Origin of the sequence: Nonomuraea sp. WAC 01424 (assembly GCF_003947315.1) — a bacterium.
GTDB lineage: Bacteria > Actinomycetota > Actinomycetes > Streptosporangiales > Streptosporangiaceae > Nonomuraea > Nonomuraea spiralis.
Window position 1 is genome coordinate 95,131 of the sequence record NZ_QHHZ01000021.1, and the last position, 19,971, is coordinate 115,101.

Genomic DNA, 19,971 nt, shown 5'->3' on the forward strand with positions numbered 1-19,971 from the left:
TCGCCTCAGACCATGAACCCGAAGCGGTCCAGCGAGATGAACAGGGTCAGGAGCTTGTTGACGACCGGTTCGCCCTCGTTGCGATTGCCCAGCTCCTCAAGGGCGGCGTCGATCGACCGGGTCGCGTCCACCAGTTCCGGCAGGCTCATGTCGGCCATGACGCCGTAGATGTCCAGGGGCAGCGAGGCCCGCTCCTGACGGTCGTCGGTCACCAGGCAGCCGCCGACGTAGGCGTCCAGCTTCCTGAGGTTGTCGCACATCTCGCCGCTGTCGGTGCCGACCACCACGAAGTACGCGAAGGGCGCCGGCCAGAACGTCGACACCGCGCCCCGCTCGATCGAGACCCCCTTGAACAGGCCGTTGACGACATGGCGGGCGCCGTCCGCGTACCGCTGCACGACCGAGATGCGGTTCAGCGTGACGCCGTCCACCTCGGGCACGACCACTCCGTCCCGGAACGGGACCCAGACCTCCTGCGCGAACTTGAGGTGGCCGCGTCCGTAGACGTCGAAGAGCAGCACCTTCGCCCGGCCGCCGTCGGCCGAGACCTCGATCGGGGTGAGGTCGAGCTGTCCGGGGGCCAGGTCGGCGAGGCCCGGCACGGGCTGCTGCACCATGCCCGAATAGTCGAGGCCGACCGGCTTGAGGAGCTTGCGGTCCTGGGCGACCAGCTCGCCGCCCTTGAACACGTACAGCGGGTTGATCTTCGACAGGCTGTCGGTCAGCACGATGTCGGCGAAGCGGCCCGGGGCCAGCGAGCCGAAGTCGTGGTCCATGTGGAAGGAGCGCGCGGAGTAGAGCGTGCCCATCTTGATGGCCTGGATCGGGTTCATGCCCATCTCGACGGCCAGGGAGATCACCCAGTCGATGTGCCCCTTGGTCAGGACGCGGTCCACGGAGATGTTGTCGGCGCACATCTGGAAGTTCTCGGCCGGCCAGCGGCGCTTGACGATGGCGCGCAGCATGGTCCTGATCACCTCGGGGCTGCCGACGCCGAACTTGATCTGGGTCTGGAAGCCGTACCGGATGCTCTTCTCGATGTCGTCCTCGTTCCAGACATCGTGATTGTTGTGCGCGCCGATCGCGGGCATGTAGTTCAGCAACATGTCCGGCAGCGCGGTCACACCCCAGTGGCTGTTCACGAAACCGCCGTTGGCGCGGCCGAGCGCGGACTTGCGGAAGTCGTCCTCGTCACCGGTCATGTACGACAGGTGGGCGAGCTCGCCCAGCCCGATCACCGGGTCCATCTTCAGCATGGCGTCGGTGACCTCGACCGACGTCTTCTTCCCCGGCGCGAAGGCGTAGATCCGGTAGGGCAGCTTCTCGTGGTCCTTGAACAGCGCTCGGGCGGCCTCGACGGCCTCGTCGCCGGCGGCGCTGGCGAAGTCGAGGGTCTCGGCGAAGATGGTGGTCGTGCCGCTCGGCACGATCGCCTCGCCGAACGCCGCGGGGTGGGCGAGCTGGGCGTCGAAGTGCAGGTGCGCGTCGATCAGGCCCGGGATCGCGTAGAGGCCCTTGCCGTCGAAGACCTCACGGACCCGGACGATCGACTCGTCCGGGTTCAGGGCGATGATGCGTTCGCCGTAGACGAGGATCGAACCCTGGTAGACCGTCTCACTGTGGACATCCAGGATGTTGAGGTTCCGCAGCAGCAGGTCTGCCTCACCCTCCCCGCTCAGGATGTCGAAGACCGCCCGGACGTGGTCGTAGTGATCAGAGACCCGGCTGGTCTTCTCCTGTTGGAGCATGGTTTCCTCGCTTCGTTCTCGGCCGGCTATGAACAGCCGGCCGTCGTGGCCGTGCGTCGCTCGTACGCGATGTGGCTATGAAATGGCACGGCACCGTTGCTGACAAGCAGCCGTTTTCGCACGGACTGTACGCTTTTTGAGCACGGTCCAGCCAGGGAGGCCCCCATGCTTCACTCACGCCTGCTGCACTACATCGACGAGGTGGCGCGCTACGGCTCCATCCGGGCCGCGGGGGCGAGGCTGCACGTCGCGCCCTCGGCCATCAACCGGCAGATCCTGCTCCTGGAGGAGGAGCTCGGCGAGCCGCTGTTCGAACGCCTGCCGCGCGGCATGCGGCCCACGCCGGCCGGCGAGGTCCTGCTCGCGCACGTACGCAGGACCCTCCTGGACTACCGCGAGGCCGTGACGGAGATCCGCGACCTGCAGTCGCTGCCGAGCGGCGAGGTGGTGATCGCCACGATGACCGGTCTGGCCAGCAGTATCGTCTCCGCCGCCACCGTGAGCTTCTACGCCCGCCACCCCGAGGTCCGGATCTCGATCCGCGCGCTGTCCACCCACGAGATCCTGCGCGCGGTCGCGGACAGCGAGGCCGACCTCGGATTGGGGTTCAACATCCCGTCCTCGTCGCAGGTCGAGATCTGCTGGCAGATGGACACCCGGCTGGGGGCGGTCATCGCGCCGGAACACCCGCTGGCCCGCCTGGAGTCGATCCCGCTGGCGCAGTGTGCGGCCTATCCGCTCATCTTCGCGGACCGGTCGATGGTGATCCACGGCATCATCGCCGACACGTTCGCCGAGGCCGGGCTCAAGGTCGAGCCCGCCTTCCACACCAATTCGATCGAGACGATGAAACGGCTGGCCGCCGGGGGCGAGGCCATCGCCTTCCTGAGCAGGTTCGACATCGCCGAGGAACACCGCAACGACGTGCTGGCCTACCGTCCGGTCCGCGACCGCGCGTTCAGCAACAACATCCTCTCCCTCGTCCGCCGCGAGAAGCACGGGCACGGCCTGGCCGGCCTGCTGTTCGCCGAGGAGATCGTCCGGACGCTGGAGTCCCTCGTCGCCGACACGGCCGGCTGAGCCGAGTCCGCAGGCAGTAGCCTTCTACCTGGGGTAGAAGGCGCGAGGAGGGTGAGATGCAGCTCGGCAACCTCGAACGGTCGATCATGGAAGCTCTGTGGCGGCAGCCGCAGGGCGTGTTCGCGCACGATCTGGCGGCCGGTCTGCCGTCCCGTCCCGCTGTCACGACGGTGCTGACCGTGCTGATGCGCCTGACGAACAAGGGCATGGTCTCCCGCGAGCGCGTCGGCCGGGCCCACCTGTACAAGGCGACCGAGAGCAAGGACGTGCTCGTCGCCGAGACCATGCGGGCGGCGCTCGACGAGGCGGGCGACGTGGTCGCGGCCGTGCAGCGGTTCGTCGGCACGGTGACGCCCGAGGTGGCCGCCGCCCTGCGCGAGGCGCTGGAGGGGCAGAGCGGATCCACGCGGTGATCGCCTGGTTCGTCTGGTGGAGCGGTTGCAGCGCCTGCTCGACGGTCGCGGCCGGCTCGGATGGGTGCCGGCGGCGGTCTACGCGGCGGCCGTCCTGCAACTGAGCGGGCCGCTGGCGGTGCTGGTCGCGCCGGTGGTGTGCGTCACGCTCTAGGCACGCGCCACCGAGCCGGCCGCTGATGGGACGCGTACTTACGGCTTCCATATTCTACGTGCTGTAGAAGTTACGTACGCGAGAAGCACGTGGTCGGAGGTAGGCGGATGGGCAAGAACGCCGAGGGCACGCTCAAGGAGCGGCTCTCCGCGCTGCAGGCCGAGCAGCGGCGCGCGGAGCGCCGGCGGCGGGTCGTCATGATCAGCGCCTCGGTGGTGGTGGCCGCCGGGGTGGCCGCGGCGGGCACGGCGTTCGTGCTGGCCGACCGGGCCGGCCGGTCACTGGACGCGGTCCAGACGATCAACGTGAGCAGCCGCGTCCACACCGACAAGGCGGTCAGTTACCCGCAGGCCCCGCCGGTCGGCGGTGACCACGCGCCGGAGTGGCAGAACTGCGGCATCTACACCAAGCCTCTGCGGAACGAGAACGTCGTGCACAGCCAGGAGCACGGGGCCGTCTGGATCGCCTTCCGGCCGGGGTTGCCCAAGGAGCAGCTGGACGTGCTGCTCAAGCAGGCCCAGGGGCGTGATTTCGTGGTGGTGTCGCCGTACACGGGGCTGAGCGCGCCGGTCGTGCTCAGTGCGTGGGGCAGGCAGCTCAAGCTCGACAACGCCGACGACCCGCGGTTGACGGCGTTCCTGCGTGCCAACATCAACGGCCCCGGCACGCCCGAGCCGGGCGCGTCGTGCAGCGGCGGGGTCGGGGAGCCGTCGGCATGAGGTTCCCGGCGGTGTTGTGGCGGCGCGGGGTGCTGGTGGCGGTGATCGCCGTGCTGACGCTGGCGGTGTCCGGGCTCGGCGTGCGGTTGTGGTCCGCGGGTCCGCCGGGGGACGAGTCGCTGGAGGCCGGGTTCGCCCGGGACATGCAGGCCCATCACGCGCAGGCCGTGCAGATGGCGCTGATCGTCCGGGACCGGACCACCGATCGTGAGGTCAGGACGCTGGCCTATGACATCGCGACCACCCAGCAGCAGCAGATCGGGCAGATGTACGCCTGGCTGGACGTATGGGGTCTGCCGCAGGCGTCGGCGGAGCCCCGGATGGCGTGGATGCGGCAGGGCCACCAGAACATGCCCGGCATGGGGTCCGCGCAGATGTCCAAGATGGGGCAGGGGTCGGTGCAGATGCCCGGCATGGCCACCCGTGAGCAGCTCAAGCAGCTGGAGCAGGCGAGTGGCAAGGAGGCGGAGATCCTGTTCCTGCGGCTGATGATCCCGCATCACCAGGGCGGTGTGCAGATGGCTCAGGCGGCGCAGGGGAGCGGCCAGCCGCAGGTGCGGCGGATGGCGGGGTCGATCCTGGCGGCCCAGAAGGCGGAGGTCGAGCTGATGCGCGGCATGCTGGCGGCACGCGGCGCGGCCGAGAGTCCTTCCCCCTCCGGCTGAGAGCCGTCACCCTGGTCGTGACGGCCGAGGCCGTTTCTACGTGCCGTAGAAGCTGGTGTATCGTCGGGCCCCGAAAGAGGTGTCTCCGTGTTCGAGATCGTGTCCGCTCTTGTGCCTCCCATCGTGGTCGGGGGCGCCTTCATCGCCGGGGTCGTCCGTCTGGTGCGTTCCGAGAGCCGGGCCAAGGAGACCGAGGGCCGCGTCGCGGACGTCGTACGTCCCGAGGAAGGCCAGGGCGACGGCCCGGCACGATCCACCCCATGACCGGCGACGCGACGCCGGGCGAGCAGCGGACGGCCCTCACCGCGCGGTCCGGCCCGGTCGCGGCCGTCCCCCGGCAGGCGGTGCCGGAGGCCGAGCGGGTCGTGCCGATCAAGAAGCGCGACCCCTTCCTCGACAACGTCAAGTTCCTGGTGATCGCGCTCGTGCCGACGGGCCACGCGCTCGTGCCGACGCTGGCGGCCGACTCGGCGCGGGCCATGTACATCTTCATCTACACCTTCCACATGCCGCTGTTCGTGCTGGTCAGCGGCTATTTGTCCAGGAACTTCTGGAACTCCGACGCCAAGACCAACAAGCTCGTCGACACCTTCGTCGTGCCGTACGTGATCGTCGAGGTCGGCTACGCCGCGCTCCGCTACGCACTGGGCCAGAAGTGGAGCCTGACGATCATCGATCCGGCCTGGCTCAACTGGTACCTGCTGGCGCTGCTGTTCTGGCGGTTGTCCACCCCGGTGTGGAAGCGGATGAAGTACCCGGCGCCGGTGGCGATCGTGATCTACCTGGTGGCCGGGTTCTCGGAGATCTCCGGTGACTTCAGCATGGACCGCTTCTTCGGGCTCATGCCCTTCTTCGTCATCGGGCTCGTGATGCGCCCGGAGCACTTCGACCTGCTCGGCAGGCGGTGGGTCAAGCCCGTCGGCGTCGCGGTCCTGGCCGGCGCGGCTGCCGTTGCCCTGTACGTCGCGCCGCGCGCCAAGCTGAGCCCGTTCTACTACAAGGCCAGCTTCAAGACGCTCGACCTGTCCTGGTACACCGGGCTGGGCCTGCGCGCGGCGCTCCTGGTCTGCGCGCTGGCGATGTGCCTGGCCGTGCTGGCGCTGGTGCCGAGGCGCGAGACCTGGTTCACCGAGCTCGGCACCCGCACGCTGTACTGCTACCTGCTGCACGGCGTGGTCGTCCTCGTCGCCAAGGAGCAGGGGTGGTTGTCCTTCCCCTGGCTCTTCGGCCCGCTCGGCGCCCTGGCCATCCTGTCGAGCTGCTTCGCCCTGACCATCGTGTTGTGCCTGCCGCAGACCCGCGACCTGTTCAAGTGGGTGCTCGAACCCCGCCTGACCTGGCTCTACCGGCGCCCCTCGAAGTAGCCCTCCAGTGGGGTCCGGGCTCCACGGAAGGCGATTCCGCCCTGCGGCGAAGTATGGGTGACCGCACCCATCACCGATAAGGCGGACCATGCCGGAGACGACAACGTGACCGCCCGAGCGGTCGGACAGGTGACCGACGCCGAACTCGCCGCCGCCTGCCGGAGCGACCCTGAGCTGTTCACCGCCGTGCACGACCGTTACCACCGGGACATCTACCTGTACGTGGCCGGCCGGCTGGACACCCAGATCGCCGAGGACATCACCGCCGAGACGTTCCTGCTGGCCTTCGACCGGCGCGACCGGTTCGACCCGGGACACGAGAGCATGCGGCCCTGGTTGTTCGGCATCGCCACCAACCTGATCGCCAGGCACCGGCGCAAGGAGATGCGCCACTACCGGGCCCTGGCCCGGCTGGCTCCCGAACCCCTCGCGGAGGGCCACGAGAACCGGGTCGTCGCCTCCGTCGCCGCACAGCGCATGCGGCCGTACCTGGCCAAGGCCCTCGCCGCGCTGTCCGACGGGGAGCGCGACGTCCTGCTTCTCGTAGCACTCGGCCAGCTCAACTACGACGAGGTGGCCGACGCGCTCGGCATCGCCACCGGCACGGTCGGATCCAGGCTCAGCCGGGCGCGCAGCAAGATCCTCGCCATCGTCGACAAGGAGACAGCCCATGGATGACCTGGACGCCCTCGCCACCCTGCTGACCAAGCCCGAGCCGTCCGCCGAGGCCGCCGGCCGCAGCAGGAGACGGCTCCAGGAACGGATGCGGGGCCGCCGCCGCTCCAGGTGGCTCGCGCCGGGGCTCGGCCTGGCCGCCACCGCGGCGGCGGTCGCCGCCGTGCTCGTGACGGGCGTGGCCGCGCCCGAAGGCGTACCGGCCGCCTCCGGCAGGGAGGTGCTGCTCATGGCCGCCGTCAGCGCGGAACGCACCCCCCAAGGCTCCGGCACGTACTGGCACGTCAGCCGCACGATGGAGGGACGGGACCCGACGGTGACGGAGAGCTGGACCACCCGCGACGGACGGTGCTGGTCCAAGGACGGGCCGGGCTCCCCTCTCGCCGTCGTCGCGCCGGCCTTCTCGCTCAAGGGCGCGAAGGTGGACCTCGCCTACCTCGAAGGGTTGCCGACCGATCCGGAGGAGCTGAAGGCCAGCATCGCCGGGCTCCAGGGTGACGAGCGCGCGATGTTGCCGTCCGAACAGCGGGGCGATCCCCTCCTCCCGCTGATCGCGCTGATCTCCGAGCTGCCCGCGCCGCCGAAGGTCCGTTCGACGGCGTTCCGGCTGCTCGCCGAGATGCCCGGCGTGCGGAGCGAGGGCACGGTCGAAGGCGGTCAGAGACTGCTGATCCCTGATGAGATCAGGCCGATCAAGCTGGTCGTCGATCCCGGGACGGCCCGGGTGACCCGTACCAACTTCCTCCTCGGCGGCAACGGAAGCTTTAGCCTCTCCAACGGATGGATCGCGGTCACCACCGGCTGGACGGACGAGCCTCCTCGTTAGGACGGGCCGGGCCTCATCCGTTCAGGGCCGTGACGGGGTCCAGGGGGATGGGCGTGAACATCGGCGGCTCCTCCTCCGGCGTCAGCGCCGTGGGGCCGTAGATCCAGTCGGTGAAGGAGTAGTCGTAGGTGTCGCGGCCGCGCAGGAGCGTGTTGCGCCGGAGGCGGGCGACGCCGTCCAGATGCCACAACTCGCCCCAGGCGCGGGCCGTGGTCAGCACGCGGCGGCAGTGCTCGGGGCGGACGGCATCGTAGGCCGCCAGGGCTCCCCGCCAGTCGATCGAGCCGTCGGCGGCGCGGCGGGCGGCGACGTGCCTGGCGAGGACCCAGCCGTCCTCGATGGCCATGATCGCGCCCTGTGCCATGTACTGCAGCGGTGGATGGGCGGCGTCGCCGAGCAGCGCGATGTTGCCGTCCACCCAGGTCATGATCGGGTCGCGGTCGAACATCCGCCACCAGCGGTCGCGCCACATCAGCGGGATGCCGGCCCGGACCTCCCGGCAGGTCGCGTCGAAGGCGGCGTCCAGCTCGTCGGGGGTGCCCCAGTCCGCCTCGCCCGCGAGGGCCTTGGGGGACTCGAAGACCGCGACCTGGTTGAGCATCTGGCCGCCGCGCAGGCCGTACTGGACGAAGTGGCAGCGCGGGCCGACGTGGACGGAGACCTCGCTGAGGTCCACGTCCCGGCCGGCCTGCCCGATGGGCACCGCGGCCCGGTAGGCGACGTAGGAGGAGTTGACCGGTTCGTCCTCGATCAGGAGCCGGCGCGCGACCGAGTGCAGGCCGTCGGCGGCGATCACGATCCTGGCCTCGTCCGTACGGCCGTCCGCCAGCAGCACCCGGGCGCCGGACGCGGTGTTCTCGTACCCGTCGACGCGGGCGTCGGTGACCAGCTCGACGCCCGCGGCCCGGCAGGCGCGCAGGAAGACGCCGTGCAGGTCGCTGCGATGCACCACCATGTACGGGAAGCCGTACTCGCGTTCCAGGTCCACCAGGTCCAGGCGGGTCAGCTCACCGCCGTCGACGGCGTCGCGCATCACCATGCTCCGCGGCAGCACGCCGAGGCTCTTGACCTCCTCCAGCAGGCCGTAGTCGTGCAGGATCCGGGTGCAGTTGGGCGCGATCTGGAGACCGGCGCCGACCTCGCCGAACTCGCGGGCCTGCTCCAGCACGCGCACCCGCAGGCCCTCGCGGGCCAGGGCGAAGGCCGCGCTCAGGCCGCCGATGCCGCCCCCGACGACCAGGACGTCGGCGGGGTCGGCGGGGTTCGCGGAGACGGGGGAGGTGGCCACGGTGCTCTCCTTCGAAGCCGGGACGTTCACAACCACGCCGGCAGAGAGGGCGCGGGCGAGCCGTCGGAGTCGGTCAGGTCGTGCGGCCGGCCCGCCAGGTACGCCGCGACGCCCGCGAGCGGGCCCTCGACGGTGGCGGGCCCGCCTTCGCCGGGCAGTTCCCAGCGGTCGCCGGTGTCGGCGGCCGACAGGACGACCGCGGGCCCGGCGGCGGCGGCGCGCTTGGCGGCGACGTCGTCGGCGAGGGCGGCCAGGAACCCGGCCGGCAGGTCGGCGAAGCTGAGCCCGGCGGCCAGGTCCACGGCGTGGACGCAGACCTCGCGGGAGCGCAGCCAAAGGATCTCCGTCGCGGGGACGGTCCGCCCCTGCGCGGTGACCACCTCGGCGCTCCAGCGGTCGCCGTCCAGCTCCGCGACGTCCGCGCCGAGCCGTTCCGCCGACGAGCGCAGCCAGGCGTCCAGCTCGGCGGCCGGCTTGCGGGAGCCGGCCTCGATGTCGGCGTCCCGCTGCCGGCGCGAGGAGTACATCGGGGTGCGCTCGCCGGTTGCCGCCCAGCGCACCAGGTTGCGCAGGGCGTCGGCGTTCGCCGCGACGTGCGCCACCAGGTGCTTACGGGTCCAGCCGGGCAGCCCGGAGGGGGCGAGGTACTGCTCCTCGCCCCACCCGGCGACGGCGTCGAGCAGCAGCGCGGTGCCCGTCGCGGTCCAGCTCAGGGTGTCGTCGAAGGTACGGCGCATCAGGCGCCTCCGTCCTTCACCACGGTGTTGTCGAGCCGTCCGATGCCCTGGATCTCGGTGACGACACGCTCGCCGCCGGTCAGGTAGAGCTTGGGGGTACGGGCGTGGCCGACGCCGCCGGGGGTGCCGGTGGCGATGAGGTCGCCCGGGTTGAGTCGCACGACGGTGGAGACGTACTCGACCAGCGCCACCGGGTCGAAGAGCAGGTCGCCGGTGTTGTCCTGCTGCATGACCGTGCCGTCGACGCTGAGCGTGACGTCGAGCTCGGGACGTACGCCGCCGGGCAGCTCGTCCGGCGTGACCAGGTAGGGGCCGACGGGCGTGGAGGAGTCCCACATCTTGCCCTGCAACCACTCGCGGGTGCGGAACTGCCAGTCGCGGCAGGTGATGTCGTTGAGCACGGTGAACCCGGCGATCGCGGCCTCGGCCTCGGCGCCCCTGGCGCGGCGGACCGGCTTTCCGATCACGACGGCCAGCTCGACCTCCCAGTCGAACTCCGCGGTCTCCTCGGGCCTGGCGATGTCGTCGGTGGCCCCGACGAGGCAGTCGGCGAACTTGGCGAACAGCGTCGGGTGTTGCGGCAGGTCGCGGCCCATCTCCTGGATGTGGTTGCGGTAGTTCAGGCCCACGCAGACGACCTTGGACGGCTTCGGGACGACCGGCGCGAAGTCGGCGTCCGCGACCGGGTAGGTCGTGGCCGGGTCGGCGGCGGCGGCCCTGGCGGCCCAGTCGTCCTGGGCCAGGAACGCGCCGAGATCGGCGGCGCCGAGGTCGACCAGCCGGTCGCCGTCGAGCCGTACGGCGCGGGTCGAGCCGTTGACGCGGACAGTGGCGAGCTTCATCGGGCGTTTCCTTCGGTACGGGGGTCACGGTGGGTGCGGTTGAGCCGGAGAGCTTCGAAGACCGGGCTGTCGCTGAAGCGGAACAGGTCCAGGGCGCCGGAGTCGGAGTCGGTGGAGCCGGCCTCCGACCGGGCCGAGAAGGGCTGCCAGGACGGGACGCTGAACAGGTCGCCGCGGGTGACCGTCCAGGTCCGGTCGCCGACGGTCACGCTGCCGGAGCCGTCGAAGACCTGGTAGACCGACGAGCCGGTCTCGCGTACCGGGGCGGTCTCGGCGCCGCCCGCGACGGGGTGCATCTCGGCGCGCAGCGTGGGCAGCACGTCGGCCCCGGTGGCGGGGTCGGTGTAGCGGACGGCGGCGTGGCCGGGCTCGACGACGCCGCCGTGGCCCTCGGCCTCAAGGGCCAGTTGGTCGGCCAGGGCGCGGTCGGTGAACTCCCACTTGTAGGACAGCAGCGGCGTGCCAGGGGCGAGCTCGCCGGCCGACACCGGGCGCAGTCCGGGATGAGCCCACAGCCGCTCGGAACGGGACCGCTCGGGGGTGACGCGCTCGGCGTCGCTGATCTCGTCGCGGCCGAACTCGAAGAACTGCGACTCGGTGAGGTACTGGAAGGGGATGTCCAGGCCGTCGAGCCAGGCCATCGGTTCGAGAGTCGCGTTGTGGTGGGCATGCCAGTTCCAGCCGGCCTGCGGGAGGAAGTCGCCGCGCCGCATCGGCACGGCGTCGCCGCCGACGACCGTCCACACGCCCTCGCCCTCGACGACGAAGCGGAAGGCGTGCTGGGTGTGGCGATGCTCGGGAGCGTCCTCCCCGGGCATCAGGTACTGGATCGCGGCCCACAGCGTGGGCGTCGCGAACGGTCGTCCGCCCAGGGCGGGGTTGGCCAGCGCGATCGCCCGCCGCTCCCCGCCGCGGCCGACCGGGACCAGCTCGCCCGCCTGGGCGGCCAGCCGCCGCAGGTTCTCCCAGCGCCACACGTGCGGCACCGCGCGCGAACGCGGATGAGCCGGCATCAGGTCGCCGATCTCCGTCCACAGCGGTACGAGCAGTTCCTGCTCGAAACCGCGGTAGAGCTCTTCGAGCGCGGGGGTGACGGCGGGCTGGTCCGGCGCGTCGGCCGCGCGGAGCCGTACGGGGGAGGTTGGGATGCTCATACGGTCAATGGTGCGGCTGTCACGCTTTGGAGAAACGGTAATTCTGCTCTGCGGAATTTACCCAACGGACAGGCCGCCGGCCTGCTCGATCGGCGAGTCAGTCCCCGACCCGGTAGGCGGCTTTGTCGAAGTACTGGCGAAGCCGACGGTCGTGCCGTTCCACGGCGTCGGGGTCGGCGAGCCAGAACGAGTACGCCTCCGCGAACAACTCACCGTACGACGTCTGCGCGTACGGCGTGAGGTTCGTGCCCACGCCGCCGTCGTGTACGAACTGGACGAAGTCCCGCAGGCACGGGGTGATGTTGTTGCCGCGCGGCGTCACGAACTTCGTCCGCCAGCGGGCCTCGCGGATCTGCGCGTCGCACCACCGGACGATCTCCTGCCGGTAGGTCTGCCAGATGTTCAGGGTGAGCGCCTGCGCCAGGTGGCTCTTGACCTCCGAGAACACCCCTTCCTGTTGGAACGTTCCGTTCTCGGCGGACGTGATCCACGACTGGATCTTCTCGATCGTGTCGCACAGGGTCTCGAACTCGGCCCGGGCGGCGGCGTTGGGGAGCCCGGTGCCGAGCTTGCCCAGCGCCTCGTTGTCCGTGTCGAGCTGGATGGCCTCGGTCACCAGGTTGTCCGGGACGTGCTCGGATGCGCGATACTGCCGCCCGCCGGTGCTCTCGACCACCCAGGCCGCGTTGTTCCTGGCCTCGGTCCGGCACGAGGCGCTCTCCACGGCGTGGCCGACCTCGTGCAGGATGCCGCGCACGCTCGGCAGGCAGGCCCGCGAGGTGAGGCCGCCGAAGAAGCCGATCCCGTCCTCCGCGAAGATCGCGTCCGCCAGCTTGAGCGTGCCGAGGGATCCGGCCCAGGGGCCTCTTTCGTAGCTGAACTTCCCCTTGTCGTGACCGTCCTGGGACTGGAGGGCGGCCACCCGCTGGATCAGGACGCCGCGCAGCGCCGGACGGTCGGCCTCGGGGACCAGACCCAGGGCCGTGTGGAGCTTGACCAACTGCTCGCCGGTCCACTGGCCGGTGATCCCGGCGAGGGCGTAGGTGTCCTTGAGCCACTGCGTCAACTGGGCCGGCTCGCGGTACGGCGGCTCAAGTCCGGCCGGCAGGCCGCGGCCGACCAGGGTCGCGGTCGCGCGCCGGTTCGCGTCGTAGGCGAGGACCACCTGTCCGACGGACGTGGCCGTGAGGGGCAGGATCTGGTGGTTGGTCGCCTTCTTGTACGGCTGCGGCACGTACGTGGCGAGCAGCCAGGTCAGGGCGTGGCGTTCCGCATCGGTCCCGCCACCGGCCGCGAACACGACGTCCGCCGAGGTGAGGCCGCTGTGCTTGACCATCGACGCGGCGACGTCCGCGTTCAGGGGTTGCGGCAGGCCCAGGTCGTTGAATGTCTCGAAGGTGTAGTCGATCGGCATGGTCGCCCTCTTCTCCTCGATCGCCGTGCAACGCGGGTGCTCCGCCCTGTCCCGGAGGGGCGGCGGCTCAGCCCTGATACGGGGCGACCACGATCGTGCCCCGGTAGTGATGGGGCGGCTCGTCCACGGGACGGCCTTCGGCCTCGATCCAGGCATGGGCGCCGAACGGGTGCACCCGTACGCCCGCGCACCAGGTGGGCCACGATCCGCGCGTCCGGCACAACAGGGCGGCGGCGATGGAACGCGGCAGGCAGCCTTCCCCGGCGCACGACAGGCTGACCGCGATGACCGCGTCCCGTGCCGCCCTGGCCTGCTCGACGGTGGCGGGCACGGCGCCACGCCGGGCGAGCGTGAGCACCGCGCGGATGCGGGCCGGCGGCCGGCGGGCGATCAGGTGCGCGGCGGCCACGGCGGCCAGCGCCGGCAGGCGGCGGCGCCAGGGCAGGCGGGGCCGGTCGGCGGGCACCATGGACACGCTCATCGCGGCCGCTCCGGCCCGGCGCCGGCATCGACGATCAGGTTCGCGGCACGCAGGCAGGCGACGAGCTCGGCGACGTCCGCCTCGGCGGTGGGCGTCGCCGCCGGATGGGCCCGGACGAGGTCGCGGACGGCCCCGTCCGGGCCGCGTCCCGCCAGCAGGCTGCGCAGGACGAGCACGGCGGTGGCGTTGAGCTGGCGGTAGCGGCCGGTGTGCTCGTCCAGGAGCACGGCGACCTCGTCGATCGGGGTGAGGGTGACGCCGGGGCGAAGACTCACGCGCACGACTCCTCCTGAACGGGATGGGCGGGAAGGGCTCGCAGCCAGTTCTCGGCGGCGATGAAGACGTCGAGCGCGAGGACGCCGGGCCCGCCCTCGGCCGGTGTCCGCACGCAGGCCCGGCGCAGGGTGGCGGCGTCGGCCAGACCGCGCTCCACCAGCAGCGAGCCGTCGAGCAGCGCCAGCAACTGGTCGCGGTGGCGGCGCAGCCCCTGGTAGATGTCGGCCGAGAACTCGCCCTTGGTGCTGCGTCCCAGGCACTCGGCCGGCATGACCGGGCGCATCGCGGCCCTGGTGAGCGGCTTGTACGCGCCGGGCGCCGCCCGCTGGTCCAGCCGTACGGCCAGGCAGGCGGCGACGACGTGGTCGTCCAGGTAGGGGGCGTGCACGGCGGCGCCCACACGGCCTGTCAGGACCCGTACGCCATCGACGGCGGCGGCGATGGAACGGACGCTCGACAGGCTCTGGTGCTGGGCCCGAAGCGGGGAGTACGGCTCGGCCGAGCACCCGGCGAGCGCCTCGCGGACCGCGTCCGCCGCGGCCTCGGTCGTCCAGCCGGGCAGGCGCAGCGGTTGCTCCCACCCGAAGTCCGGCAGGAAGCGGGGCAGCGGCGCGCCGAGCGTCGCCGCCTGATCCGCCAGCCAGGCGGCGTACGGCCGCCGGTCGGCCAGCGCGCGCACGCACGCCCGCAGCGGCCACCGGGCCCTCGACCGCTGCTCGCGCAGGTGGGGCCAGAGGGCCGCCGGGTGGCGACGGGCCAGGTCGTGCAGGTAGCAGTCGGGCAGCAGGGTGACCTCGTCACCGCCGTGCCCGGTCAGGCGCACGGCCGCTCCCCGCCCGCCGAGCAGCGCCGAGCTCGCCAGCTCGCGGGCCAGCGCGCGCAGCCACCGCGTCGGCTCGTCCAGCCCGGGAACGGCCCGAGCCGCGTCGGCGAACCACTTGGGCACGTCGTCCGGCCGGGCCACCTCGTGCTCGCCCGGAAGGTGCGCCCGCGCCCGTTCGGCCCACGCGGGGTCGTCGTGCTCGGGATCGTCGACGGCCAGTACGAACGTGATCAGCTTCGCCGACCGTTCCCCGGCCGCCGCGGCGGCGAGGAAACTGACCGGCGTCGAATCCAGCCCGCCGGACAGATCGGCGGCCACCACCGAGCCCGTGCCGATCCGGGCGGCCACGGCCTCCTCAAGGGCGGCCCGTACCGCGGGGGCGCCCTCCTCCAGCGGCACCTCCGGCTCCGGCGCCCGCCACCAGGAACGCAGGCGCACCCCGTCGGCGTCGAGGTGGGCCGCCTCGCCGGGCGGCACCACGGCGACCCCCTCCCACAGCGGTTCGGCCAGCACCGGCGGCACGATCATCAGCAACCGCGCCGCCAGCGCCCGCTGGTCCACCGGGGCCCGCGTCAGCGCGGCCGGCACCGCCGCCCGGCCGGACGCGACCACCGCCCCGCCGGCCCGCGCGTAGTACACCCGCCGCGTGCCCGAAGCGGTGCCCTGCACCCGGACCCGCCCGCCCACGACCGCGACCAGATGGAAACTGCCGGGCAGCGCCGCGGCCACCGCGTCGGCGTCCGCCAGGCACGTCAGCCGCGCCGCCATCCGCCGGAGCCGACCGGCGGTGACCGGGCACGTGCCGATCACCGCCAGCCGGGCCTGACCCGCCTCCGCGTGCACGATCCCGCCGGTCGAGGCGGCCAGCAGGCACGGCCGCCCGGACGCGTAACCCAGGATCACCACGCCGTTCAGCGTTCCGGCGAGGGCCTCGCCGGCGGCGCTGTCGGGCAGCACCGCGAACTCCTCGCCGCTCAGCTCACGCACCGGACCCTCGCCTCGCGCCTTCGCTAGAGCTTGAAGTAGTAGGCGTGGTCCATGTTGAGCATCCCGTAGCCGCGGGTCAGCTGGCCGAAGTCGCCGAGGTCGAGCAGGTGCGGGGGCTCGTACGGTTCGTGGCGCTCGTTGTCGGTCATGATGGGTCCCTTCTTCCCGGGCGGCCGATCGCCGCGTCACGGTCAGTGAAGGCCCGTGTACCGGCTGTCCAACAGGGGTTGGGACACACTCGGACAGCCTCGGGCACCCGGCGACGTCACGGCGACGGCACGACGCGGGTGCCCGCCACGAGGTCGTGCAGAGGGGCCCGGTCGCGGCGCGCCAGCAGGAGCACGATCGAGACCCCGGCCAATACGTACGCGGCGACCAGAAGGGGCATGGCGAAGGCCGTTTCCTGGCCGCGTACCAGCCGGGACACCGCCATGTGGCCGCACTGCCACGGGAGCAGCTTCACGACGTCACGCACCACGATCCGTGCCGTACCGGGGCGTTCCCCCGCGACCGTGGCCACGACGAGCCCGGCGCGCCTCTTGCCCCACGTGGCCCGCCGCCGCCCCGCCTCCCCGGCGACCAGGTACACCCCGACGGGCAGCGCGCTCAGCGCGGTGATCAGCAGGTCGGTGGCCACCAGACCGAGCCCGTCGAACACCCCCGCTCCCGCCAGGCGCAGCGGGACGAACACCACGGCCAGCAGGGTCAGCCAGCCGGCGATCGCGAGATAGTCCCAGCCGGCCGCCACCAGCCTCGGCCGTAACGCCGCCCGGCCGGTTCGCGTCTTCTCCAGCTCGTTCACCATGCGTCTGCCTCCTTGATCAGCACAATGATTCCACCCGGGGGAGAAGGGGCCGCGGGCCGTGCCCGCGTCGTCCGTCACCTGCCGATACGGCCCGGCCCTCCGACCGTAATCGCGGCCGGACCGGCGAACGGACGGACCCGCGACGATCCGGCGACCGGCGGCCCGCACGGCCCATCCCCGGCTCCAGCTGGCAGGATCTCGCGTGGACAGGCAGCTCCGGCATCGGACACCGGAAATCTAAGATCACGAAGGGTCTACTTATTTCGGACACGCCGGTTTATGCTCTGGTCATCCTGAAATGGATCACCCCCCCGGGAGGCGTCAATGAAGAAGATGACCATCCGCCGCAAGAGCACGCAGCGCCTGATGTCCGGTGCCCGCCGGCTCTGGATCGAGTGGTGCTGGTAAGTGCCGAGACGGCGGGCGCTCTCGGGTGCCCGCCCCTGCGGTCCCGGCCATGAACCGCTTCGACTGTCACCGCGCGCACGGCCCCTACGCCGGCGTCGCCGGCTTTCTCGCCGCGATCGCCGCCGACCGCCCCCGCCTGGCCGCCCGCCACCAGATCGAGTTGTACGCGATCGTCCCCTCGCTCGACCGCACTGCGCGGCCGGCCGCCGAGGAGGAGCCGATCAGGTTCCATCCCGCCCGCCGCACCGCCTGCCTGGCGTACGGCGCGGCCGAGTTCGCGGCCTCCTGGGCCGGCACCCTCCGCCGCCCGGTCACCGTCACCTTCGACCACGTCGCGGACGCCGACGAGACCACCGCCGAACTGCTGGACACCCTGCTTCCCCGCATCGCCGGCACCCCGCTGAGCCTGGACCTGCGTGACGACGGTCCCGACGCCCCTCCGCCGCTCCCCTCGGCCCCGGACGCCGTACGCGCCGCCATCGGCGACAGCCTGGCCCGCGGCTTCTACCACCACGCGGCCCGCGTCGCCGCCCACGGACGTACCGTCGTCACCCCCGACGGCGACCTGCGGCAATGGTGGGCCTGCACCACCGGCCTGGCCACCGCCCTGGCCGCGCTGGACCGCGCCGGCGAGGCACTTGAGCTCTACGACGAGGCACGCGCGGCCACCGACGACCCGAAGATCAACATGTCCGCCGCGTACGCCACCGCCATGTTGTACGCCCGCCACCTCTCGGCCGCCGACCAGGACCCGGCCCAGGCGCGGCACTGGCTGGAACAGGCACTCCGCCTGGCCGAGCACGTGGACGACCCACGCCACCAGGTGATCTCCACCGTCTTCTACGAGCAGGGCCTGGCATTGCTGGACGCCAAGTCCGGCGCGCCCGCCCAGGCGTTGCGGCTGATCGACGACGGACTGGCCAGGCTGACGGCGGCGCTGGCGCCGGGCGAGCACCCGCAGCACCTGGCCCGCCTGCGCCACAACCGCGCGCAGGTGCACCTGGCCCTCGGCGACCCGGAACGGGCCCTGGCCGACCTCGACACCGTGATCGACCACGATCCGGGCAACTGCGAGTACTACGTGGACCGGGCCGCCCTGCACCGGGCCGCCGGCCGCGTCCAGTCCGCGATCAAGGACTACGGCACCGCCATCCGCCTCGGACCGCACCTGCCCGAGGCGTACTACAACCGTGCCGTCCTCCATCTGGAACGCGGCCGTGACGACCGGGCCCGCGAGGACCTGGAGCACGTGCTCGCCATCGACCCGGGCCACCTCGACGCCCGGATCGCCCTGGTCAACGCCCATCTGGAGCGCGGCGCGCTCGACGCGGCCGAACGGGACGCGCTGGCCGGGCTCGCCCTGGCCCCCAAGGAGCCCGCGCTGCTGTGCACGCTCGGCCTGATCCGCTCCGAACGCGGCGAACCGGCCGAGGACCTGTTCACGCAGGCTCTGGAGGGTGACCAGACCCTGGTCGAGGCGTGGACCAATCGCGCCGCCGTCCGCTTCGAACGTGGTGAGGTGGCCGCCGCCGTGGCCGACCTGGACCGGGCGGTGGCCCTGTCGCCGGCGCCCGAGCCCCGCTACAACCGGGGCACCGCGCTGGCCCGGCTCGGCCGCTGGGAGGAGGCGGCCCGCGACTTCACGGACGCGCTCGCCCAGCCCGGCCTGGACCGGGCCCTCCGCCGCGACCTCCGCGCCGAGCTCACCCGCTGCCGCCGCGCCCTCTCCGGCTGACCCACCCGCACCCCCTTCCCGGCCCGCCGGACCTCTTCGCGTGCCCCCCTCACCTGCACCCCTTCGCCGGGTTTCCCGCGCCGACCCCGGCTCCCGCACGGCTGCGACCGGAAGGTGTAGTTCGTCACGCGAATCGACCACGCCTGCCTAAGGACGAGTTGCAGTTCGTGTTACGAACAACTATGGTTCGTAACACGAACTGCAGCCCTTCTTTCTTGTTGGAGTGACAATGACGAGTCGTACAGTCGTGATCGTCGGTGGTGGTTACGGTGGTTCCGCGGTGGCCAAGGCGTTGGACGCCGAGGCGGACGTCGTGCTGATCGAGCCGCGTGACGCGTTCATCAACTCGGCCGGTTCGCTGCGGGCGCTGACCCGGCCCGACTGGGCGCACAACATGTTCTTCCCCTACGACCAGTGGCTCCGGCGCGGCACGGTGGTGCGGGAGCGAGCCGCCTCGGTGGACCCCGGCGGCGTCACCCTGGCCTCCGGCCGGCGCGTCGAGGCCGACTACCTGGTCCTGGCCACCGGCTCCAGCTACGCCTACCCGGCCAAGCCCGCCTCCGACTCCACGCCCGACGTGCTGGACGACCTGCTGCGGACCCACAAGGAACTGGCGGACGCCGGGCGGGTGCTGATCCTCGGCGCCGGGCCGGTCGGCCTGGAACTGGCCGGAGAGATCAAGGAGGTGTGGCCGCACAAGGGCGTGACCGTCGTCGACCCGGCCGACGAGCTGCTGCCCGCCTTCCCCGCCGAGATGCGCGACGAACTGCGCCGCCAGCTGGACGAGCTGGGCGTCGACCTGCGACTGGGCGCCGGCCTGAGCGCGCCTCCGGCGACCGCCGCCGGGCAGGCGGGACCGTTCACCGTCGCCACGACCGGCGGGGAGGAGATCACCGCCGACATCTGGTTCCGCGCGCACGGCGTCCGCACCAACAGCGACTACCTCGCCGACGGGCGGCTGACGACCCGTACGCCGCAGGGCCGGGTGTCCGTCACCGAGACCCTCAACGTGCTCGGGAACGATGCCGTGCACGAGCACGTCTACGCGATCGGCGACCTCACCGACGTCGACGAGGCCAAGATGGCCGGGTTCGCGATGCAGCACGGCGAGGTGGTGGCCCAGAACATCCTCGCCCAACTGCGCGGCGAGCAGCCCACGGCCGCCTATCAGCCGCTGCCCCACCCGATGATCCTGCTCCCGCTCGGCCCTCGCGGCGGTGTCGGCCAGCTGCCCACGCCCGACGGACCGGCCGTCGTACCGGCCGAGACGGTCTCGGCGTACAAGGGTGCCGACCTGTTCACCGGCCGCTTCACCGAACAGTTCGGCGCGCCCTGAGACGGACCACGCTCGGGACGCGAGCCCTCCTCCTTCTTTCT

General features: G+C 71.8%; 22 protein-coding genes. 11 read left to right on the forward strand and 11 right to left on the reverse strand.

All coding sequences use genetic code 11. The annotated features are described in order from the left end of the window. Positions 1–5 precede the first annotated feature (5 nt). Positions 6–1,748, reverse strand: coding sequence for an adenine deaminase C-terminal domain-containing protein (locus DMB42_RS43700; protein ID WP_125645515.1), 1,743 nt, complete (start codon positions 1,746–1,748; stop codon positions 6–8). Between the two features lie 165 nt (positions 1,749–1,913). Here DMB42_RS43700 and DMB42_RS43705 point away from each other — a divergent pair, with 165 nt between their 5' ends. The 9 genes from DMB42_RS43705 (at position 1,914) to DMB42_RS43735 (ending at position 7,644) form a co-directional block, all read left to right on the forward strand. Beyond that, positions 1,914–2,828, forward strand: coding sequence for a LysR family transcriptional regulator (locus DMB42_RS43705; RefSeq protein WP_125645517.1), 915 nt, complete (start codon positions 1,914–1,916; stop codon positions 2,826–2,828). Positions 2,829–2,884: 56 nt separating this feature from the next. Then, positions 2,885–3,241 carry a BlaI/MecI/CopY family transcriptional regulator gene (locus tag DMB42_RS43710; protein ID WP_125645519.1) on the forward strand — a complete coding sequence of 119 codons (357 nt, stop codon included), beginning with the start codon at positions 2,885–2,887 and terminating at the stop codon, positions 3,239–3,241. Positions 3,242–3,257: 16 nt separating this feature from the next. After that, positions 3,258–3,395, forward strand: a complete 138-nt coding sequence (locus DMB42_RS53785; protein ID WP_185845175.1) for a hypothetical protein — start codon at positions 3,258–3,260, stop codon at positions 3,393–3,395. Positions 3,396–3,502: 107 nt separating this feature from the next. Then, positions 3,503–4,114, forward strand: coding sequence for a DUF3105 domain-containing protein (locus DMB42_RS43715; RefSeq protein ID WP_125645521.1), 612 nt, complete (start codon positions 3,503–3,505; stop codon positions 4,112–4,114). After that, positions 4,111–4,779: a DUF305 domain-containing protein gene (locus tag DMB42_RS43720; protein WP_125645523.1), complete on the forward strand. Its 669-nt coding sequence runs from the start codon at positions 4,111–4,113 to the stop codon at positions 4,777–4,779. Before DMB42_RS43715 ends, DMB42_RS43720 begins: the two co-directional genes overlap by 4 nt. An 87-nt stretch (positions 4,780–4,866) precedes the next feature. Beyond that, on the forward strand, positions 4,867–5,043 hold the full coding sequence (locus DMB42_RS53790; RefSeq protein WP_185845176.1) for a hypothetical protein: 177 nt from the start codon (positions 4,867–4,869) through the stop codon (positions 5,041–5,043). Beyond that, complete coding sequence (locus DMB42_RS43725; protein WP_125645525.1) at positions 5,040–6,143, forward strand: acyltransferase family protein; 1,104 nt, start codon at positions 5,040–5,042, stop codon at positions 6,141–6,143. The genes DMB42_RS53790 and DMB42_RS43725 overlap by 4 nt, the downstream gene beginning before the upstream one ends. A 105-nt stretch (positions 6,144–6,248) precedes the next feature. Beyond that, positions 6,249–6,821, forward strand: coding sequence for an RNA polymerase sigma factor (locus DMB42_RS43730; RefSeq protein WP_125645527.1), 573 nt, complete (start codon positions 6,249–6,251; stop codon positions 6,819–6,821). After that, the gene (locus DMB42_RS43735) at positions 6,814–7,644 is read left to right on the forward strand and encodes a CU044_5270 family protein (RefSeq protein ID WP_125645529.1); all 831 of its coding nucleotides are present in this window, start codon (positions 6,814–6,816) and stop codon (positions 7,642–7,644) included. Before DMB42_RS43730 ends, DMB42_RS43735 begins: the two co-directional genes overlap by 8 nt. 13 nt (positions 7,645–7,657) lie before the next feature. Here the strand turns inward: DMB42_RS43735 and DMB42_RS43740 are convergent, their stop codons facing one another. The 10 genes from DMB42_RS43740 to DMB42_RS43785 all read right to left on the reverse strand — a co-directional run bounded on the left by DMB42_RS43740 (position 7,658) and on the right by DMB42_RS43785 (position 16,451). Further along, positions 7,658–8,932, reverse strand: coding sequence for an FAD-dependent oxidoreductase (locus tag DMB42_RS43740; protein ID WP_125645531.1), 1,275 nt, complete (start codon positions 8,930–8,932; stop codon positions 7,658–7,660). Positions 8,933–8,958: 26 nt separating this feature from the next. Further along, a complete protein-coding gene (locus DMB42_RS43745; protein ID WP_125645533.1) occupies positions 8,959–9,669 on the reverse strand; it encodes a maleylpyruvate isomerase family mycothiol-dependent enzyme in 711 nt (236 codons plus the stop codon). Continuing rightward, on the reverse strand, positions 9,669–10,511 hold the full coding sequence (locus DMB42_RS43750; RefSeq protein WP_125645535.1) for a fumarylacetoacetate hydrolase family protein: 843 nt from the start codon (positions 10,509–10,511) through the stop codon (positions 9,669–9,671). Before DMB42_RS43750 ends, DMB42_RS43745 begins: the two co-directional genes overlap by 1 nt. Beyond that, positions 10,508–11,665 carry a cupin domain-containing protein gene (locus DMB42_RS43755; RefSeq protein ID WP_125645537.1) on the reverse strand — a complete coding sequence of 386 codons (1,158 nt, stop codon included), beginning with the start codon at positions 11,663–11,665 and terminating at the stop codon, positions 10,508–10,510. The genes DMB42_RS43750 and DMB42_RS43755 overlap by 4 nt, the downstream gene beginning before the upstream one ends. Before the next feature lie 97 nt (positions 11,666–11,762). Continuing rightward, positions 11,763–13,079 carry a hypothetical protein gene (locus DMB42_RS43760; RefSeq protein ID WP_125645539.1) on the reverse strand — a complete coding sequence of 439 codons (1,317 nt, stop codon included), beginning with the start codon at positions 13,077–13,079 and terminating at the stop codon, positions 11,763–11,765. A gap of 67 nt (positions 13,080–13,146) precedes the next feature. Beyond that, entirely contained in the window at positions 13,147–13,560 is a 414-nt protein-coding gene (locus DMB42_RS43765) for a lasso peptide biosynthesis B2 protein (protein WP_125645541.1), read from the reverse strand. Further along, complete coding sequence (locus tag DMB42_RS43770; protein WP_221762631.1) at positions 13,557–13,835, reverse strand: lasso peptide biosynthesis PqqD family chaperone; 279 nt, start codon at positions 13,833–13,835, stop codon at positions 13,557–13,559. Before DMB42_RS43770 ends, DMB42_RS43765 begins: the two co-directional genes overlap by 4 nt. Next, positions 13,832–15,646 (reverse strand): asparagine synthase-related protein, encoded by a 1,815-nt coding sequence (locus tag DMB42_RS43775; RefSeq protein WP_125645545.1) that lies wholly within the window; start codon positions 15,644–15,646, stop codon positions 13,832–13,834. The genes DMB42_RS43770 and DMB42_RS43775 overlap by 4 nt, the downstream gene beginning before the upstream one ends. Before the next feature lie 23 nt (positions 15,647–15,669). After that, complete coding sequence (locus DMB42_RS43780) at positions 15,670–15,795, reverse strand: lasso RiPP family leader peptide-containing protein (protein ID WP_125645547.1); 126 nt, start codon at positions 15,793–15,795, stop codon at positions 15,670–15,672. Between the two features lie 116 nt (positions 15,796–15,911). After that, positions 15,912–16,451 carry an RDD family protein gene (locus DMB42_RS43785; RefSeq protein ID WP_125645549.1) on the reverse strand — a complete coding sequence of 180 codons (540 nt, stop codon included), beginning with the start codon at positions 16,449–16,451 and terminating at the stop codon, positions 15,912–15,914. A gap of 457 nt (positions 16,452–16,908) precedes the next feature. Between DMB42_RS43785 and DMB42_RS43790 the strand changes: the two genes are divergently transcribed. Both DMB42_RS43790 and DMB42_RS43795 read left to right on the forward strand, forming a co-directional pair. Beyond that, positions 16,909–18,594, forward strand: a complete 1,686-nt coding sequence (locus DMB42_RS43790; protein ID WP_125645551.1) for a tetratricopeptide repeat protein — start codon at positions 16,909–16,911, stop codon at positions 18,592–18,594. Positions 18,595–18,823: 229 nt separating this feature from the next. Then, positions 18,824–19,930: an NAD(P)/FAD-dependent oxidoreductase gene (locus tag DMB42_RS43795; RefSeq protein ID WP_125645553.1), complete on the forward strand. Its 1,107-nt coding sequence runs from the start codon at positions 18,824–18,826 to the stop codon at positions 19,928–19,930. Positions 19,931–19,971 lie beyond the last annotated feature (41 nt).

Bases quoted from the DNA above. Each gene is read 5' to 3' on its own strand.
- DMB42_RS43715 (WP_125645521.1), top strand. From the start codon at position 3,503: ATGGGCAAGAACGCCGAGGGCACGCTCAAGGAGCGGCTCTCCGCGCTG.
- DMB42_RS43765 (WP_125645541.1), bottom strand. From the start codon at position 13,560: ATGAGCGTGTCCATGGTGCCCGCCGACCGGCCCCGCCTGCCCTGGCGC.
- DMB42_RS43700 (WP_125645515.1), bottom strand. From the start codon at position 1,748: ATGCTCCAACAGGAGAAGACCAGCCGGGTCTCTGATCACTACGACCAC.
- DMB42_RS43760 (WP_125645539.1), bottom strand. From the start codon at position 13,079: ATGCCGATCGACTACACCTTCGAGACATTCAACGACCTGGGCCTGCCG.
- DMB42_RS43720 (WP_125645523.1), top strand. From the start codon at position 4,111: ATGAGGTTCCCGGCGGTGTTGTGGCGGCGCGGGGTGCTGGTGGCGGTG.
- DMB42_RS43755 (WP_125645537.1), bottom strand. From the start codon at position 11,665: ATGAGCATCCCAACCTCCCCCGTACGGCTCCGCGCGGCCGACGCGCCG.
- DMB42_RS43725 (WP_125645525.1), top strand. From the start codon at position 5,040: ATGACCGGCGACGCGACGCCGGGCGAGCAGCGGACGGCCCTCACCGCG.
- DMB42_RS43785 (WP_125645549.1), bottom strand. From the start codon at position 16,451: ATGGTGAACGAGCTGGAGAAGACGCGAACCGGCCGGGCGGCGTTACGG.
- DMB42_RS43750 (WP_125645535.1), bottom strand. From the start codon at position 10,511: ATGAAGCTCGCCACTGTCCGCGTCAACGGCTCGACCCGCGCCGTACGG.
- DMB42_RS43735 (WP_125645529.1), top strand. From the start codon at position 6,814: ATGGATGACCTGGACGCCCTCGCCACCCTGCTGACCAAGCCCGAGCCG.
- DMB42_RS43790 (WP_125645551.1), top strand. From the start codon at position 16,909: ATGAACCGCTTCGACTGTCACCGCGCGCACGGCCCCTACGCCGGCGTC.
- DMB42_RS43795 (WP_125645553.1), top strand. From the start codon at position 18,824: ATGACGAGTCGTACAGTCGTGATCGTCGGTGGTGGTTACGGTGGTTCC.
- DMB42_RS43705 (WP_125645517.1), top strand. From the start codon at position 1,914: ATGCTTCACTCACGCCTGCTGCACTACATCGACGAGGTGGCGCGCTAC.
- DMB42_RS43710 (WP_125645519.1), top strand. From the start codon at position 2,885: ATGCAGCTCGGCAACCTCGAACGGTCGATCATGGAAGCTCTGTGGCGG.
- DMB42_RS43745 (WP_125645533.1), bottom strand. From the start codon at position 9,669: ATGCGCCGTACCTTCGACGACACCCTGAGCTGGACCGCGACGGGCACC.
- DMB42_RS43780 (WP_125645547.1), bottom strand. From the start codon at position 15,795: ATGACCGACAACGAGCGCCACGAACCGTACGAGCCCCCGCACCTGCTC.